Origin of the sequence: Glutamicibacter sp. FBE19 (genome assembly GCF_015524875.1) — a bacterium.
GTDB lineage: Bacteria > Actinomycetota > Actinomycetes > Actinomycetales > Micrococcaceae > Glutamicibacter > Glutamicibacter halophytocola.
This window is the reverse complement of the sequence record NZ_JACKQN010000006.1, coordinates 49476-65588: the sequence shown is the minus strand read 5'-3', so window position 1 is coordinate 65588 and position 16113 is coordinate 49476. Positions and strand designations below refer to the sequence as shown.

Genomic DNA, 16113 nt, shown 5'->3' with positions numbered 1-16113 from the left:
AGCCAAGTTTTCTAAGGAAACCATGATTTTTAAGCGCAAGAAAACCAAAGAGCAGGAAGCCCCGGTTGAATCGAACGAGGTTTCCGCCAGTTCTGACGAACCAAAAACTGGTCCTTACGACATCAACGATGTGGCGGACACCAATGAGTACCTCGACTTCGGTTCGATCCTGATCAAACCGGTGAGCGGGCTCAAGGTTCGAATGGACGTCGAAGAATCCAATAAGCGAGTGATCGCGGTTTCGCTGGAAATTGCGGAGTCGCGAGTACAGCTCATGGCCTTCTCCTCTTCGAAGTCCGAGTCGCTATGGCCTGGCATCAAGGACAAGATCAAGAGCGATATCACCGCGCAAAACGGCGAGATATTCAAGCGCGATGGCGATTATGGAGAGGAGCTGCTGGCCAAAGTTCCACAGCAGTTGCCAGATGGCCGTGCCGGCCACGTCGCACTGCGTTTCGTGGGAATCGACGGACCTCGCTGGTTCCTTCGTGCAGTCATCGGCGGCAATGCAATTGCCAATGAAGAAGCAGCGGCAACCGTGGATGGGATCTTGCGCGATGTCATCGTCAACCGCGGCGACAAGCCATTGCCTCCCGCAGAATTGCTGCCCTTGAATGTGCCGGCAAATGCTCAGACCCGTCCAGTTCAGGAAGACGCTCAGCCTGAGATCAAGCGGCCCGAGCGCGGACCAGAGATTACCCAGATCGGCTAATCATGTCGTTGAAGGATAAGCCGGTCGCGGCGCATCTGGGCCCATCGGATCCGACATTGAACTATCAGTGCCTGGATTCGCTGGACCAGTTGCCCGTCAAAGGCAGGGTCAAGCACACCGGGTACGTCCAATCTGTCAGCTACTCCGCGCCCAACGAGGCGCCATTGCTCAAAGCTGTGGTAGTCGACAAGCTTGGCAGCGTTGCGGCTCGACGTGGCACGGTGGCCCATGTGCGTTTGATCTTCATGGGGCAAAAGTCGGTACCGGGTATCAAGCCCGGGGTGAAAGTTACCTATTCTGGGATGGTCGCTCCGGTGGAACAGATCCCAACGATCTTTAATCCGCGTTATGTAATTGTCCCGGTACCCCGCGGGTAGCTGGAGACTAATTTCCGCAGTGGCGGGGCAGCCTGTGTGCTGTTGGAAATATGGAAGTGGGCATCATGCACGACGAGGAATCCGGGCGCGACGGCGACCAGCAACCTGAGCCAGAGGCCAAACCGTCTTTTGCCTCGATGATTGGCGCGAATTCCAATATCGCCCAGAACGCGGATGGCGGGATCGATCTGCTGTCGACCGTCGGCGGCGTACGCGGAATCCTTGAAACGGTGCTGCCCGGTTTTATCTTCATCATGGTTTTTGCCTTGAGCAGCAACCTGACCTGGGCACTGTTTGCCTCGATCGGCCTTGGAGTGATTTTCATGGTCATCCGACTGGCCAAGCGCTCCACATTGATTCAGTCCGCTTCTGGCCTGATCGGCATTTTGATTTGTGCCTTCGCCGCCCGTCATACGGGCAACGCGAAAGACTACTACATCCCCGGGTTCTATACTTCCGGCGCCTACCTGCTCGCCCTGGTTGTCTCCGTAATTCTCCGCTGGCCGTTGATTGGCCTGCTGTTCGGATTCATCCGCAATGAAGGCGTCGAATGGCGCAATAAGGCCGATCGGCTGCGCCGCTACCAGATAGCGACGTGGATCATCATCGGGGTCTTTGCCTTGCGCCTCGCGGTGCAACTGCCGATGTACTACACCGATCATGTGGTGGCGTTGGGCGTTGCACGGGCCTTGATGGGCGTTCCCCTGTACGCCGCCGGGCTGTGGTTTGCCTGGCTCTTGTCCAAGCCAGCTGAAACCGCAACCGGCGACTCCTCGGGGGCAGTGGCGAACTAGCGGGTGGCTTCGCGCAAGGTCCGGCGCAACAGCGGTTCTGCTTGGGGGGTGGTGATGAAGAAGATTTCATCGCCACCCTCAACTACGTCATCTGCACTTGGCGGGAAGGGCGTCTTGTCGCGGACCACTGCCATGAGCGTGGTGTCCTGCGGCCAGGGAATTCGCCCGATGGTGCGTCCAATGAGCGCGGAGTCGTGGGGAACGGTAAATTCCACCATGTAGACCTCGCCGGTTTTCAATGTCAGCAGGCGCACCAGGTCGCCGACTTCCACGGCTTCCTCGACCAGGGCGGTCATCAAGCGCGGGGTGCTGACCGCAACGTCGACTCCCCAAGCATCGTCGAACATCCACTCATTTTTTGGATTATTCACCCGGCCTACGGTGCGACGGATGCCAAATTCGCTCTTTGCCAACAGCGAGACAACAAGATTGACCTTGTCATCACCGCTGGCGGAGACCACCACATCGTAATCCTCTAGATGCGCTTGCTGCAGAACCGCAAGCTCGCAGGCGTCGCCGATCAGCCATTTCACTCCTTGGAGATCTTCGCGCTGCGCCATCTCGGGCTGGATATCGATGAGCAAGACCTCGTGGTCGTTGATCAGCAGTTCGCGGGCGATGGAGGAACCGACCGAACCGGCTCCGGCAATCATGACCTTCATGGGGTCCTCTCAGTCAGTCGTTGGGCAGGGGAGCGGGAGGGCTGGCAAGGATCTTTTCAACGTCCTTGAGCTGATCTATGCGCATCATGACATGGACCAGATCCCCGCCCTGCAGGCGGGTGCGGTTCTGCGGAATAGTGCCTTCGCCAAATCGAGTGAGATAGGCAACGCGCACGCCAGCGGCGGCTTCCAGATCCTTGACCAGGCGGCCGTACCAGTCCCGGTTCAGTGCTACTTCAGTGAGAACCAAACGTCCCGACGGTTCCCGGAAGTCCCCGCGCATCGAATAGTCGGGCAGAATTCGGCGCAATACCTGGTCGGTGCTCCAACGCACCGCAGCAACCGTGGGTATGCCCAGGCGCTGATAGATTTCGGCGCGTCCCGGATCATAAATACGGGCCACCACATGAGGAACGTTATAGGTTTCGCGGGCTACTCGAGTAGCGAGGATGTTGGAATTATCACCGCTGGATACGGCAGCAAACGCATAGGCGCCATCGATTTTGGCCGCTTCCAAGGTGTCGCGGTCAAATCCTCGTCCGGTCACCGTAAGGCCGGCGAAGTCCTTGCCCAGACGGCGGAAAGCATGAGGGTCTTGATCGATGATTGCCACCGAATGTCCCGCTGAATCCAGTGTATGGGCTAGCGAAACGCCGACGCGGCCGCACCCCATGATCACAAAATGTGCCACCGAGAACTCCTTGGATTGCTGCTTGCGATGATTAGTCCGGAGCACCGCCTAACGGTGCTCCGAATGCAACAATAGCGCTGTTCGGTCCCAGATTATTGGCGGCGAACCGCCCGTGTGCCTTGCGCACCTGCGATAACGTTATGACGTGCCTGCATTATTTGATGGTCTCAAGAGGATTTTGGTGGGACGGCCCTTCAGCACCGAACAGCTGAAAAAGAAGCCGTTGCCACCGAATGTTGCGTTGCCGATTTTCTCCTCCAGCGCCTTGTCGTCATTGGCCTATGCGCCAGATGAAATTCTGCTGACCCTGGCCATGGCCGGCATTGCTGCAACGATGCTCTCCCCGGCGGTGGGCGTCGCCGTTTTGGCCGTACTGGTGGTATTGGTGCTTTCCTACCGTCAATCGGTGGTTGAGTATCCTTCTGGCGGCGGCGATTACGAGATCGTCAAAAAGAATCTTGGCGCACGCTCGGGCACTGCCGTAGCTGCCGCCTTGCTCGTCGACTTTGTGCTGACAGTTGCGGTCTCCAGCTCTTCGGCGGCCGCGTATCTCAGCGCAATATTCCCGTTCCTGGGCGAGCACAAGGCCTGGGTTGCGGCCGCTCTGGTGGCCTTGCTGGTGGTGGGAAACCTCCGTGGCACCGGCCAGGGGCGGTGGACCCTGGCCATTCCGGTGTATCTCTTTGTTGCCGGGATGCTGTTGCTCATTGCCATTGGCGGCGTCATGGCTCTCACCGGAAACCTCGGCCTGGCGCCCAGCGCAGAATTCACGATCGTCCCCGAAGCGGAATTTTCTACCGGTTTGCAAGGGATGGTGGGCGCACTTCTGATCCTCCGTGCCTTTAGCACCGGATCGGCCGCCTTGACCGGTATCGAAGTGCCGATTTCCAATGTCCAGACACTGGCCAAGCCCCGGGCCAAAAACGCCGGCCGGATCCTGCTGGTACTGGGCTTGCTCTCCGGCGTACTCACCCTTGGCACCCTGATGCTTGCACGCGCCACCGGCATTAAAGTGGTCGCCGACCCGCACGAATCATTCCTGCTCCACGGCGGACCGATCCCCGAGGGCTTCGTCCAGGTGCCGGTATTGGGGCAATTGGCCCAGGCGGTCTTCGGAGACTACACGCTGGGCCTCATCCTCGTGTCGGTGTTGACTATCGCGGTGCTGCTCCTGGCTGGAAACCAGGCCTTTAATTCATTCCCGTCGCTGGCCAGCCACTTGGCCACCGACGGTTTCCTGCCGCGCCAATTGCGAACCCGCGGAGACCGGCTGGGGTTCTCCAACGGCATCCTGTCCTTGGGCGTGGCCGCCATTGCCCTGGTGCTGCTCTTCCAAGGCGACGTGACCTTGCTGGTGCAGCTCTACGTTGTCGGCGTTTTCGTCTCCTTTACACTCAGCCAGCTGGGCATGCTCAAGCACTGGAAGCGTGTTCTGGTTCCCGTCGCGGACCGGAGGATTCGCGCTGCAAAACAGCGCAAGCGCATGCTGAATCTGGTCGGCTTGATCCTCTCGGCCCTGGTGCTGGTGGTCGTCCTGGCTACCAGGTTCGTGCACGGCGCGTGGCTGGCGCTGCTGGGCATCGTGGTGCTGATGCTGATCATGGATTCCCTGCAGCGTCACTATCAGAAGGTCGATGCGGAATTGGCAGTCGACGAGGATTATGCGGCCACCGCCTTGCCCTCCCGAGTGCATGCCCTGGTCCTGGTCTCCACGGTGCGCAAGCCCGTGCTTCGCGCACTGGCGTTCGCCCGCGCTTCCCGGCCTTCGAAGCTGGAGGCAATCATCGTTGACGTCGAGCGCGCGAAGACTGAAAAGACCCTTGAAGACTGGGAGCGTTTGGGCATTCCCGTGCCGATTACTGCCTTGGCTTCGCCCTACCGAGACATCCCCGGTGCGCTGATCGAACACATTCGTTCCATCAAGCGCGAGTCGCCACGCGAACTGATCGTGGTGTACATCCCCGAATACGTGGTCGGGCATTGGTGGGAGCAACTGGTCCACAACCAGACCGCGCTGAGAGTAAAAAATCGCCTGCACTATGAACCAGGGGTGCTCATCGCCTCGGTGCCCTGGCGCTTGCTCAGCGCTTCGCGCGCTGTCGGTGGCGGGGCCACCGAAGAATACTCGGCACACCGCTAACAATGCTTCTGACGAAAGACGAAAACATGACTGAATCACCACTGCTGCAGGTTCGCTTGGGCAATATTGCCCATGGAGGGCACACGGTGGCCCGCCACGAGGGTCGCGTGATTTTTGTGCGCCACGGCATTCCCGGCGAATTGGTATCGGTTCGGCTGACCGATTCGGCGCCCGATGCAAAATTCTGGCGCGCCGACGTCGTTGAGGTGCACGAGGCCAGCGAGCACCGGGTACCGCATTTCTGGGATGCAGCTGACGCGCTGAAGCACCGCGACCCGGTGGGTGGCGCAGAATTCGGCCATATTTCGCTGGAGCATCAGCGCGAGCTCAAGGCGCGGGTGGCCGCCGAACAGTTCACTCGCCTGGCCGGGCTGAAGGCAGAGGACTACAACTTCCCGCCGGTTCAAGCGGTCGCTGGAGCAGCCGATGGCCTGGGGTGGCGTACCCGCATGTCGTACTCGGTGGATGGCTCGGGCCACTTGGCGATGAGCGCTTTTCGCAGCAACAAGCTCACGAGCATCGAGTCGATGCCCTTGGCGCATTCCGCCATCGAGAGCAGCGGGATCTACGCAGTGGACTACACGGGCATTGACCGCGTGGAAGTTGCGGTGTCCAGCGCGGATGATCAAACGATCCTGGTGCTGCTTTCTGAAGCCAAGCAAGGTGCAGCCGCCAAGGTAGCCAAGCAATTCCCCGAAGGGGTGAATGTTGCCTCTTTCAGCCAGCATGGCGGGTCGGCGGCAGATGGCAAGGGATCATTGCAGGTTTTGGCCGGCAACCCATGGCTGGGCGAAAAAGTCCTGGGGGAGAAGTACCGCATTACCGGCGAAGGTTTCTGGCAGGTGCACCGTTCAGCAGCCAGCTTGCTCAGCGAACGCGTTCTCGACTTGATCGAGCCGGCGCGCGGTGAGCAGATCGCCGATCTTTATGCCGGAGCAGGATTGTTCTCGTTGCCTTTGGCTAAGTCGGTGGGACAGCAAGGACGGATTTTTTCGATCGAGGGTGCCCCGGGAACCCACGCCGATGCGAAGAAAAATCTGAAGGCGTTCGGGCAAGCTACCGTGATTCGCGGCCGCGTTGAGCGGGTTTTGCGCCAGGTGTCGCGCGATGCCCAGTTGGACGCGGTGGTGCTTGATCCGCCGCGTGCAGGAATCGACAAGCAAGTCGCCGCGGAACTGGGCTCCAGCGCTGTATCGCGCATTTGTTACGTCTCCTGCGACCCGGCGTCTTTTGCCCGGGATATCGCCAGATTGACGTCACGCGGCTATGAATTAGAGCACGTCGAGATTCACGATTTATACCCGCATACCCACCATATGGAGTCCATCGGGCTCTTTGTCCGCCAGTAACGAGCTGAAATCGTACATTCTGACACGAATTTCGATGAAAGTTTATTCCGAGGAGTCTTTTTCCCACAGTTGGCGATAGACTGTTTTTAGCTCTGCCGCGCTAGGAACCTGACTATCTCAGTTAGGAACTCCTAACTGGAATTACAGTGTGCGCGTGCAACAGAATGAGTGTCTGGCGAGAGGAGTCCCACGTGAGCAATGTGGACAGCTTCGGTGCCAAAGGCGTACTTGACGTCAATGGAACCGAATATGAAATTTACCGACTGAACAAGGTTGAAGGCTCAGAAAGCCTTCCCTACAGCCTTAAGGTTCTGCTGGAGAACCTGCTTCGTACCGAAGACGGCGCGAACGTAACGAGCGAGCATATCAATGCACTGGGTCAGTGGGATGCTTCGGCTCAGCCGAACACCGAAATCCAGTTCACCCCGGCTCGTGTCATCATGCAGGACTTCACCGGTGTCCCTTGTGTTGTCGACCTGGCAACCATGCGCGAAGCCGTTAAGGACCTTGGTGGCGATCCAACCCGTGTGAACCCATTGGCACCTGCCGAAATGGTCATCGACCACTCCGTGCAGATCGACACCTTCGGTTTCGAAGGCGCTGTCGAGCGCAACATGGAAATCGAATACCAGCGCAATGGCGAGCGTTACCAGTTCCTGCGCTGGGGACAGACCGCATTTGACGACTTCAAGGTCGTCCCGCCGGGAACCGGCATTGTGCACCAGGTCAACATCGAATTCCTGGCTCGCACCGTCATGACCCGCGAAGTGGGCGGCGTACTGCGCGCTTACCCTGATACCTGCGTCGGCACCGACTCGCACACCACCATGGTCAACGGCCTGGGCGTGCTGGGCTGGGGCGTTGGCGGCATCGAGGCCGAAGCAGCAATGCTCGGCCAGCCAGTGTCCATGCTGATCCCGCGCGTTGTCGGCTTCAAGCTCGCTGGCTCGATCCCAGCTGGCGCGACCGCAACCGACGTGGTTTTGACCATCACCGAAATGCTGCGCAAGCACGGTGTGGTCGGCAAGTTCGTCGAGTTCTACGGCGAGGGCGTGGCAGCTGTGCCACTGGCCAACCGTGCAACCATCGGCAACATGTCCCCAGAATTCGGCTCGACCGCCGCAATGTTCCCGATCGACGATGTCACCCTCGACTACCTGCGCCTGACCGGCCGCAGCGAAGAGAACGTGGCACTGGTCGAGGCTTACGCCAAGGAACAGGGCATGTGGCACGATGCAAGCCGCGAAATCCGTTTCTCGGAATACCTCGAGCTGGACCTGTCCACCGTTGTTCCATCGATCTCCGGCCCGAAGCGTCCGCAGGACCGCATCGAGCTGTCCTCTGCGAAGGAGCAGTTCCGCAAGGACCTGCACAACTACGTATCGGACTCCGAGGACACCCAGGGCGCTGGCCGCCCATCGGTAGCCGTGGACGTGACCAAGGAAGATGGCACCCAGTTCACCCTGGACCACGGCCTGGTTTCGATCGCTTCGATCACCTCGTGCACCAACACCTCCAACCCTTCGGTAATGCTGGCCGCAGCCGTTCTGGCTCGCAACGCCGCCGAAAAGGGCCTGACCTCCAAGCCTTGGGTCAAGACTTCGGTCGCACCAGGCTCGAAGGTTGTCACCGAGTACTACGAGAAGTCCGGCCTGCTGCCATACCTGGAGAAGCTCGGCTTCTTCGTTGTCGGCTACGGTTGCGCAACGTGCATCGGCAACTCCGGTCCATTGGATGCCGAGATCTCCGAAGCCATCCAGGCCAACGACCTCGCAGCCACCGCAGTCCTGTCGGGTAACCGCAACTTCGAAGGCCGCATCAACCCAGACGTGAAGATGAACTACCTGGCTTCCCCGCCACTGGTCATCGCCTACGCACTGGCTGGCACCATGGACTTCGACTTCGAAACCGACGCACTGGGCCAGGACGCCGCGGGCAACGATGTCTTCCTGAAGGACATCTGGCCATCGCCTGTCGAGGTCCAGGAGATCATCGATTCGTCGATCGACAAGGACATGTTCGCCAAGGGCTACGAAGGCGTCTTCGACGGCGATGACCGCTGGAAGGCACTGGACACCCCAGAGGGTTCGACCTTCGCTTGGGACGAGAAGTCGACCTATGCGCGCAAGGCACCATACTTCGAGGGCATGACCGCTGAGCCACAGCCTGTGTCGGACATTTCCGGCGCTCGCGTGCTGCTGAAGCTGGGCGACTCGGTCACCACCGACCACATCTCTCCTGCAGGTTCGTTCAAGTCGGAGACCCCGGCTGGCCGCTACCTCATCGAGAATGGCGTGGATCGCAAGGACTTCAACTCCTACGGCTCGCGCCGTGGCAACCACGAGGTCATGATCCGCGGTACCTTCGCGAACATCCGCATCAAGAACCAGCTGCTGGACGGCGTCGAGGGTGGCTTCACCCGCGACTTCACCCAGGAAGGTGCTCCGCAGGCTTACGTCTACGACGCTGCAGAGAACTACAAGGCCGCCGGCACCCCGCTGGTCGTTCTGGGTGGCAAGGAATACGGTTCGGGATCCTCGCGTGACTGGGCTGCCAAGGGCACCGCATTGCTGGGCGTCAAGGCCGTCATCACCGAGTCCTTCGAGCGCATCCACCGCTCGAACCTGATCGGCATGGGCGTTCTGCCACTGCAGTTCCCAGAGGGCGAGTCCGCTGATTCGCTGGGCCTGACCGGTACCGAGACCTTCGCAGTCGCCGGCGTGACCGAGCTGAACAACGGCACCACCCCGAAGACCCTGAAGGTTACCGCCACCGCTGTTGACGGCAAGGTGACCGAGTTCGACGCAGTTCTGCGCATCGATACCCCAGGTGAAGCTGACTACTACCGCAACGGCGGCATCCTGCAGTACGTACTGCGCCAGATCGCTGCTGCTAACTAGCAGATCCTTCCCGGCACCCGCCGGGGTGAATTTCGAGTAGATACGCAACACCCAAAGATTTGAGGCCCGAGGCATTTGCCTTGGGCCTCAAATCTATTTAATCCGCCGAGCCATCTACGTGTTTGCGCTGGGCCACGATGTGCCCATGGCACCTGGCCCCGCTTCGGTCCCTGGTACCCCGATCCACGATCTCGAAACCAGCAGCCTCAACCAGCTTCGATAGTTCCCCAACCGGCCAGTACCACGCGGGTGCGACCTTGTGCTCGAATGGACGAACCTTCTGGGCAGCGAAAAAGCCCAGGAGCAATGCCCCGCCCGGTTGCAGCACTCTGGCCAATGAATTCAGAACTTCAGGCAGCTGCTCCGGCGGCGTGTGGATGATTGAATACCATGCGAGAACCCCCGAAAAACTGCCATCGGGGAAGGGCAACGCACTCATGTCCGCTAGCTGAAAAGTGCACTCTGGATAGTTTGCTGCGGCATGTTCTATGAATTCGGGCACCATGTCCACACCGATGGCCGGGCGTTCAGCGCTTGCAACGGCATGCGTCCACTGCCCGGGGCCGCAACCCGCATCCAGCACAGGGCCTGCCAAGTCCTGGGCCCATCGGGCGATCAGTTCCCGGTCTTCCGGCTCCGCCTGCTCGACTCGGCCGAACAACTCAATATAGGCTTCGGACAAGGAAGCGTAGCACTGGGCCGTGGGAATTGCGGAGTAAATCTGTGGCATGCTCACAGCCTAGCGAGCTGCACGGCCAACCCCGGTGGAACCTTGCCCAAGAGGCGCAAACGTGGCGTGGAAGGAGGGCCTGTGAAAGAGCTTCGCACCCATCGATTGATCCTGCGTGCGTGGGAGCCCTCGGACGCTTCATTCCTGCTGGATTTGGAATCACGCACGGAAACCATGCGGTACTTGGGGCCCGGTGCAACGCTCATGACGACGATGGAGGAAGCATTGGCCTCCATTGGCCGTCGACGCGCTGTGCGCGGAGCCGGGCAAGGGATTTGGGCAGTAGCGCGCCACGACACCGGCAGGCTCATCGGAAACCTATTGTGCAAGCCCATGAGCGAAGAAATGCAGCGCGCCATCGGCATCGGCTTCGAACAGCAACCCAGCGAAATAGGGTGGCATTTGCACCCCGCGGCTCAAGGCCAAGGGTGCGCCACGGAAGCTGCTCGTGCAGTGCTTGGCTACGCCAACCAGGCGAACGCGGATCAGCCGGTTTTCGCCATTGTAGATCCGCGCAACGAGGCATCGCAGAAAATTTGCGATCGTTTGGGGCTGCAGCGTTTCGGCCGCACCCGCGGATACGCCAGTGCTGAACACCTGGTCTATGTGGCCCCTTCGGCCAGAAGGCAGCCCGTGGGATTGCGATGACTGGAAATGATCCTGCGCAGTTCCTGGCCGCTGGACAAGCAGCTCAACTGCGTGCCTGGCTTGGCAACGTTGAGGTAGTTCGCGACCTTTCATGGAATCTTACCGACACAAGAGTGCTGCACCTTCGCACGAGCCAGCAGGATTGCATTCTCAAAACCGGGGGAGAAGGCAACCACCATATTTCTCGTGAGCTTATCGCGCATCAAAGTTACACCAGGGAACTGAAAACGCGCGGTCTCGCTGCAGAAATGCTGTTTTATAGCGAGGAACTGCGCCTAATGGTATTGGACTACTTGCCAGGCACGCTCTGCGCGGGTACGGGCAACGAATTGAGTCCAGATATCCACCGTCAGGCCGGTGCCGCGCTAAAGATCTTCCATTCCCAGGCTCACCGGCTGGACCCGGACTACGAATCCCGATTGCTCGTAAAGTTCCGTCGATTATTGTCCTCGGAACATCGAATCAGCGTGAGCCAATGCAAGGAGATCGAACGGATCTTTGCCGCGCAAGAGCCCCAAGACGCGGTGCTTGTTCCAACTCATGGTGACTGGCAGCCACGCAATTGGCTGGTGGATCAAGGCCAATTGCGAGCCATAGATTTTGGCAGATTCGAGTTTCGACCAGCTGCCAGCGACCTGGCCAGATTAGGCAGCCAGCAATTCAAAGGGCACCCGGAGCTGGAGTCCGCCTTCATCGAAGGCTACGGTGAGGATCCCCGCCACGAGCCGTCATGGCGGCTCATGCTCCTGCGAGAAGCCATCGGAACGGCGATCTGGGCATATCAAGTGGGCGACGCCGAATTCGAGGCGCAAGGACACCGGATGATTCAGGACGCGCTGGCGAGGTTCGAATAAGTGTCAGCTGTTCGCCAATGCAGGACGAGGTATTGAACGTCATTGCCTGGAAATTCGCGCTATCCGGAGCAGTGGCGGATAATAGGAGAAGCTTCCAACGCGGTAGACTAAGTATTTCGCATGGGCTCACGGCCACCACGGGCGAATTTGTAAAGGGGACGAGCGTGTCTTTGCTGAAGACCATCAAGAAACCAAGCGATCTGCGGGCGCTGACCCTGGAACAACTTCACGAGCTCGCGGATGAAATTCGTACTTTTCTCATCGATAACGTTGCTCGCACCGGCGGCCACTTGGGCCCAAACCTCGGCGTCGTCGAATTGACTCTGGGCATCCACCGAGTCTTTGACTCGCCACAAGACTCCATCGTCTTTGACACCGGACACCAGTCGTATGTCCATAAGCTCGTGACCGGGCGCCAGAACTTTGAGACCTTGCGCCAGCAGGGTGGCTTGTCGGGCTACCCCGACCGTGCCGAATCAGAACATGACGTGGTCGAGTCCTCCCACGCTTCCTCCTCGCTTTCGTGGATTGATGGCATTTCCCGTGCCAATAAGCTGATGCGCAACAATGAGCGCTATGCCGTGGCCCTCGTCGGCGACGGTGCCTTGACCGGTGGCATGGCCTGGGAAGCTGTAAATAACATCGCGGCCGATAAGGACCGCAAGGCCGTGATTGTGGTCAACGATAACGGCCGTTCGTACGCCCCGACTATTGGCGGCTTGGCCAATCAGCTCTCGGGACTTCGTCAGCAACTGGATAAGTTCCGCACCCATCCTGCGTACGAAACCGCGATGGAAAAGCTCAAGGACAGGCTCAAGGGCTCCGGACCCATTGGTGGTTTCACCTACAAGTCCCTTCACGCAACCAAAAAGGGAATCAAGGACTGGTGGGCTCCGCAGGGGCTTTTCGAAGATCTCGGGCTGAAATACATTGGCCCGATTGATGGGCACAACCAGCGCGCAGTCGAAGAAGCCCTGCAGCAGGCCAAGCAATATTCCGGTCCGGTGCTTGTCCATGCCTTGACCGAAAAGGGACACGGCTACGCGCCTGCCCGTGCCGATGAAGCTGACCAGTTCCATGCGGTGGGCATCATCGACCCGGTGACCGGCCTGCCCGTATCCAAGTCCAGCGCGCAAAGCTGGACCAGCGTTTTCGGCGAAGAGATCGCCAAGGTGGCCAAGGAACGCGACGATATTGTCGCGATCACCGGCGCCATGCTGCAACCGGTGGGCCTCAAGAAAATGGCCCAGGAGCATCCCGAGCGCGTAATCGATGTCGGCATCGCCGAACAGCATGCCATGACCACCGCAGCCGGATTGGCTTTCGGCGGACTGCACCCAGTGGTCTGCGTTTATGCGACCTTCCTGAACCGTGCCTTCGATCAATTGCTCATGGACGTCGCCTTGCACAAGGCCGGGGTTACCATCGTTCTCGACCGTGCCGGCGTTACAGGCCCGGATGGTGCAAGCCACCATGGCATGTGGGACATGGCGCTGACCCAAATTGTCCCGAACCTGCATTTGGCGGCACCACGCGACGCAACACGTCTGCGTGAAGAGCTGCGTGAAGCATTGGATATCAACGATGCGCCGAGCGTTGTTCGCTTCTCCAAGGGCTCTGTGGGCGAACCCATTGATGCAATCGACCGCTTGCCAGATGGCGTAGATGTATTGGCGCGCCTGGGTGACAGGGCTGCGCCGGACGTCCTGATCGTTTCGGTCGGCGCCATGAGCGAGTTGTCCCTTGACGTTGCCCAGCGGCTCAATAGCCAAGGAGTCTCGGTTACCGTGGTGGATCCTCGTTGGGTCCTGCCGATGCCGAAGTCGGTGATTTCATTGGCTGCCCGCCACCGCATCGTGGTGTGCATCGAAGATGGAGTCCGGGCTGGCGGCGTTGGCTCCCGCCTGCGTACCGAAATGCGCGCAGCTGGTGTCGACACTGCACTGAACGAAGTCGGCCTGCCTACGGAATTCCTTGCCCACGGTTCACGAGCCGAAGTTCTTGATCGCGTCGGCTTGACCGCCCAGCAGGTGGCAAGGGACACGCTCGCCCAAGTGCTTGGCACCAAGGTTCCGTTTGCCCGTCCACTGCCAGGCCAGGATCTGCCCACAGGACAGATTCCCAAGCTATGAGTGCACTGCACAGCTTCCCCGTTGATTTGCCGCGCAACCCTGAAAGCATCGATTTCGGGGCCTTGGTGGTAGCCCGCGCCTGGAAATACAACGGCCTGCCGCATTGGGTGGTTCCGGGGTTCTACCTCGGGAAAGATGTGCACGGGCACTGGTTGTTCCAACCCGCTGGCTCATTGGTCGCGAGGCCTGGCGCAGCCCACTTGGCTCAAACAAATGCTCTGTGCCTGATTCCGCACGCGGGCTCATGGATCGGCACGCTGTATGCGGATCCTGCCGAGGATTTTGATGTCTACATCGATCTCTCCCATGCCATCGGATGGCGTCCGTTGCAGCATGGCGGCTGGGAAGTGAATTCGGTGGACCTTGACCTCGACGTCATCCGGTCGCGAAGCCGCGGTACTTTCCTCGACGATGAAGACGAATTCGAGGAACATGGGCGGTCAATGGACTACCCCGAGGAACTCAAGAACGAGATACGCGCCGCCAGCGAGAAACTCCTCGATGCGGTTCAACGGGATGAAGCGCCCTTCAACCACTCGCACCGCCAAGGCTGGCTTGATAAGGCCGACCAGCTTCACAACTTATAGCCACAAGCACTTCATTGAACTACTGACCTTGTAAAGGGAAACCAATGGCGATTATTCGCACCTATCGTTTGGACGAGAAAAACGTACTGCACTTCCGCGAAGCGTGGTTCCAGCAATTCGAGAACGAAGAAGTAGGCCAGTTCGTCATCAACCATGGCAGCGTGGGCCACATGTCCACCACCAGCGATGTTCAGGACGTGGATAACGATCGTGCCGATGAGCTGTTCGCTGGATTCTTGCAGGCTTGCGCCGATGAAGGCTACGCCGAAATCAGCGAGGAAGATCAGTCCTGGGTCATCGTGCAATACGCGTTGAAGTCGGCCTCCGGCACCGAGCGTGACCACTACTTGGAAAAGAAGGCCAAGGAAGCTTTGACCGGGCACCTGGCATGGCGTGGATTGGGCACCGTGGAGTCCAGCGACTTTGCACCTCGGAAGATCAACATCCGTATTCTCACCCCGGCGCCTAAACTGGCAGTCGCAGCGATCAAGACGTGCATCCGCGAAGCGAAGCTGGACTTCACCAAAATGAGCATTGGCACCGCGGAATACGCAACGCCCGAGAAGCTCAAGAGCGTGCACCCAATGCCGCCGAAGCCAATGACCCTCGACTAGAGAACCATGCCTGCCCTTCAGCCCGAAGCCATGCAGGCTTCTGACCACGAAGCCATACAGAAACTGTCGCGGTCCCTGGGGCGTTCTTCAGAACCCTCCCGCTTTGGCGATAATGAATGCCAATTGGTGCTGAAGGATCCGCAAGGACAGCTTGTCGGGTGGGCGAGAGCTGGCTGGTGGGATCCAAGCGATCAGCTTGCTCCGGCTGGCTACTACCTCTCTGGTGTCGAGATTTCGCGAGAGCATCAGCATCGTGGATTCGCCTCGATACTGACCGCTGCGCGGCTGAAGTGGGTCGCCGAGCGGGACACTACAGCATGGTGCATCGTCAATGCACGGAATACCAGCTCGCTTGCCTTGCAGGCATCTTTCGGATTCAAGGAAATAGCGAGAGCTTCCCACTTCGGGGCGGTGTCGTTCAGCGGAGGCTGTGGTCTATTGCTTCGCAAGGAACTCAGCGAAGACGCCTTGGTCCTCTCGGCTTGATTGTTATAGGAAATTAGGAGATATGATTCCTCAGGAAGATCGGGATGAGACTCCCGGTGCCCCTCGCAAGTCGCCGCAGATGGGCGCGACCCGCGTGCCCCTTCATCTGGTATTCCAAGCATTCGTCGGTGCCATTATTGGAATTGGAATTGTTTCGCTTCTCAGCGAGGTAGCTCCTGCGCAATTGGCTCTGGCCGGCGTCTTGGTGACGATCGTGGCCTGGATTATCGAGCACGGGTTCAACCTTCCAGCACCTAATTCCAAGCAAGGTGCCCGCGTGCGCTTGATCCTGCGGATGGTCTCGCTCATTGGCTTCACGCTGGCCGTCAGCCCGCTGCTGGCATTGCTAGAAGCCTAGGTTCGGGTGGACTTCGCAGTATCGCTGCAAACGGCGGCTGGATTTGCCATCGGGCCGGTGACGGGCAAGTCGATGGCCC

The 16113-nt window shown here is 59.3% G+C and carries 16 protein-coding genes; 13 read left to right on the top strand and 3 right to left on the bottom strand.

The features are described from left to right. Positions 1-22 precede the first annotated feature (22 nt). The 3 genes from H6F58_RS11160 to H6F58_RS11150 all read left to right on the top strand — a co-directional run bounded on the left by H6F58_RS11160 (position 23) and on the right by H6F58_RS11150 (position 1883). A complete protein-coding gene (locus H6F58_RS11160; protein WP_146275364.1) occupies positions 23-712 on the top strand; it encodes a DUF3710 domain-containing protein in 690 nt (229 codons plus the stop codon). Between the two features lie 2 nt (positions 713-714). Beyond that, entirely contained in the window at positions 715-1089 is a 375-nt protein-coding gene (locus H6F58_RS11155) for a hypothetical protein (RefSeq protein ID WP_060701930.1), read from the top strand. A 65-nt stretch (positions 1090-1154) separates the two neighbouring features. Continuing rightward, a complete protein-coding gene (locus tag H6F58_RS11150; RefSeq protein ID WP_146278159.1) occupies positions 1155-1883 on the top strand; it encodes a DUF3159 domain-containing protein in 729 nt (242 codons plus the stop codon). Here the strand turns inward: H6F58_RS11150 and H6F58_RS11145 are convergent. Together H6F58_RS11145 and H6F58_RS11140 are read right to left on the bottom strand one after the other, a co-directional pair. Then, positions 1880-2545 (bottom strand): TrkA family potassium uptake protein, encoded by a 666-nt coding sequence (locus tag H6F58_RS11145; RefSeq protein ID WP_060701929.1) that lies wholly within the window; start codon positions 2543-2545, stop codon positions 1880-1882. The two genes, H6F58_RS11150 and H6F58_RS11145, sit on opposite strands and share 4 nt — an antisense overlap. Positions 2546-2558: 13 nt before the next feature. Further along, entirely contained in the window at positions 2559-3236 is a 678-nt protein-coding gene (locus H6F58_RS11140) for a TrkA family potassium uptake protein (protein WP_060701928.1), read from the bottom strand. Positions 3237-3381: 145 nt separating this feature from the next. On the opposite strand from H6F58_RS11140, the gene H6F58_RS11135 reads away from it, so the two are divergent. From H6F58_RS11135 to acnA, 3 genes are all read left to right on the top strand, one after another. After that, positions 3382-5376, top strand: coding sequence for an APC family permease (locus tag H6F58_RS11135; protein WP_098945505.1), 1995 nt, complete (start codon positions 3382-3384; stop codon positions 5374-5376). A 26-nt stretch (positions 5377-5402) separates the two neighbouring features. Beyond that, entirely contained in the window at positions 5403-6725 is a 1323-nt protein-coding gene (locus H6F58_RS11130; RefSeq protein ID WP_171918993.1) for a class I SAM-dependent RNA methyltransferase, read from the top strand. A gap of 191 nt (positions 6726-6916) precedes the next feature. Continuing rightward, positions 6917-9625, top strand: a complete 2709-nt coding sequence (gene acnA, locus H6F58_RS11125) for an aconitate hydratase AcnA (RefSeq protein WP_146275362.1) — start codon at positions 6917-6919, stop codon at positions 9623-9625. Between the two features lie 97 nt (positions 9626-9722). Here acnA and H6F58_RS11120 read toward each other — a convergent pair whose 3' ends face one another. After that, a complete protein-coding gene (locus tag H6F58_RS11120) occupies positions 9723-10355 on the bottom strand; it encodes a class I SAM-dependent methyltransferase (protein ID WP_171920298.1) in 633 nt (210 codons plus the stop codon). Positions 10356-10436: 81 nt separating this feature from the next. Between H6F58_RS11120 and H6F58_RS11115 the strand changes: the two genes are divergently transcribed. The 7 genes from H6F58_RS11115 (at position 10437) to H6F58_RS11085 (ending at position 16034) form a co-directional block, all read left to right on the top strand. Then, complete coding sequence (locus tag H6F58_RS11115) at positions 10437-11003, top strand: GNAT family N-acetyltransferase (RefSeq protein WP_195181769.1); 567 nt, start codon at positions 10437-10439, stop codon at positions 11001-11003. After that, a complete protein-coding gene (locus tag H6F58_RS11110) occupies positions 11000-11857 on the top strand; it encodes a phosphotransferase (RefSeq protein WP_146275359.1) in 858 nt (285 codons plus the stop codon). The genes H6F58_RS11115 and H6F58_RS11110 overlap by 4 nt, the downstream gene beginning before the upstream one ends. A 164-nt stretch (positions 11858-12021) precedes the next feature. Then, the gene (dxs, locus tag H6F58_RS11105; protein WP_195181768.1) at positions 12022-13989 is read left to right on the top strand and encodes a 1-deoxy-D-xylulose-5-phosphate synthase; all 1968 of its coding nucleotides are present in this window, start codon (positions 12022-12024) and stop codon (positions 13987-13989) included. After that, the gene (locus H6F58_RS11100) at positions 13986-14576 is read left to right on the top strand and encodes a DUF402 domain-containing protein (protein WP_146275357.1); all 591 of its coding nucleotides are present in this window, start codon (positions 13986-13988) and stop codon (positions 14574-14576) included. The genes dxs and H6F58_RS11100 overlap by 4 nt, the downstream gene beginning before the upstream one ends. A gap of 44 nt (positions 14577-14620) precedes the next feature. Then, positions 14621-15190: a hypothetical protein gene (locus H6F58_RS11095; RefSeq protein WP_146275356.1), complete on the top strand. Its 570-nt coding sequence runs from the start codon at positions 14621-14623 to the stop codon at positions 15188-15190. A gap of 6 nt (positions 15191-15196) precedes the next feature. After that, positions 15197-15676 (top strand): GNAT family N-acetyltransferase, encoded by a 480-nt coding sequence (locus H6F58_RS11090; RefSeq protein WP_171920357.1) that lies wholly within the window; start codon positions 15197-15199, stop codon positions 15674-15676. 22 nt (positions 15677-15698) lie between these two features. Continuing rightward, complete coding sequence (locus H6F58_RS11085) at positions 15699-16034, top strand: hypothetical protein (protein WP_171920356.1); 336 nt, start codon at positions 15699-15701, stop codon at positions 16032-16034. The last annotated feature ends 79 nt before the right edge of the window (positions 16035-16113 follow it).

Bases quoted from the DNA above. Each gene is read 5' to 3' on its own strand.
- H6F58_RS11160 (WP_146275364.1), top strand. From the start codon at position 23: ATGATTTTTAAGCGCAAGAAAACCAAAGAGCAGGAAGCCCCGGTTGAA.
- H6F58_RS11155 (WP_060701930.1), top strand. From the start codon at position 715: ATGTCGTTGAAGGATAAGCCGGTCGCGGCGCATCTGGGCCCATCGGAT.
- H6F58_RS11150 (WP_146278159.1), top strand. From the start codon at position 1,155: ATGCACGACGAGGAATCCGGGCGCGACGGCGACCAGCAACCTGAGCCA.
- H6F58_RS11145 (WP_060701929.1), bottom strand. From the start codon at position 2,545: ATGAAGGTCATGATTGCCGGAGCCGGTTCGGTCGGTTCCTCCATCGCC.
- H6F58_RS11130 (WP_171918993.1), top strand. From the start codon at position 5,403: ATGACTGAATCACCACTGCTGCAGGTTCGCTTGGGCAATATTGCCCAT.
- H6F58_RS11120 (WP_171920298.1), bottom strand. From the start codon at position 10,355: ATGCCACAGATTTACTCCGCAATTCCCACGGCCCAGTGCTACGCTTCC.
- H6F58_RS11110 (WP_146275359.1), top strand. From the start codon at position 11,000: ATGACTGGAAATGATCCTGCGCAGTTCCTGGCCGCTGGACAAGCAGCT.
- H6F58_RS11100 (WP_146275357.1), top strand. From the start codon at position 13,986: ATGAGTGCACTGCACAGCTTCCCCGTTGATTTGCCGCGCAACCCTGAA.
- H6F58_RS11095 (WP_146275356.1), top strand. From the start codon at position 14,621: ATGGCGATTATTCGCACCTATCGTTTGGACGAGAAAAACGTACTGCAC.
- H6F58_RS11090 (WP_171920357.1), top strand. From the start codon at position 15,197: ATGCCTGCCCTTCAGCCCGAAGCCATGCAGGCTTCTGACCACGAAGCC.
- H6F58_RS11085 (WP_171920356.1), top strand. From the start codon at position 15,699: ATGATTCCTCAGGAAGATCGGGATGAGACTCCCGGTGCCCCTCGCAAG.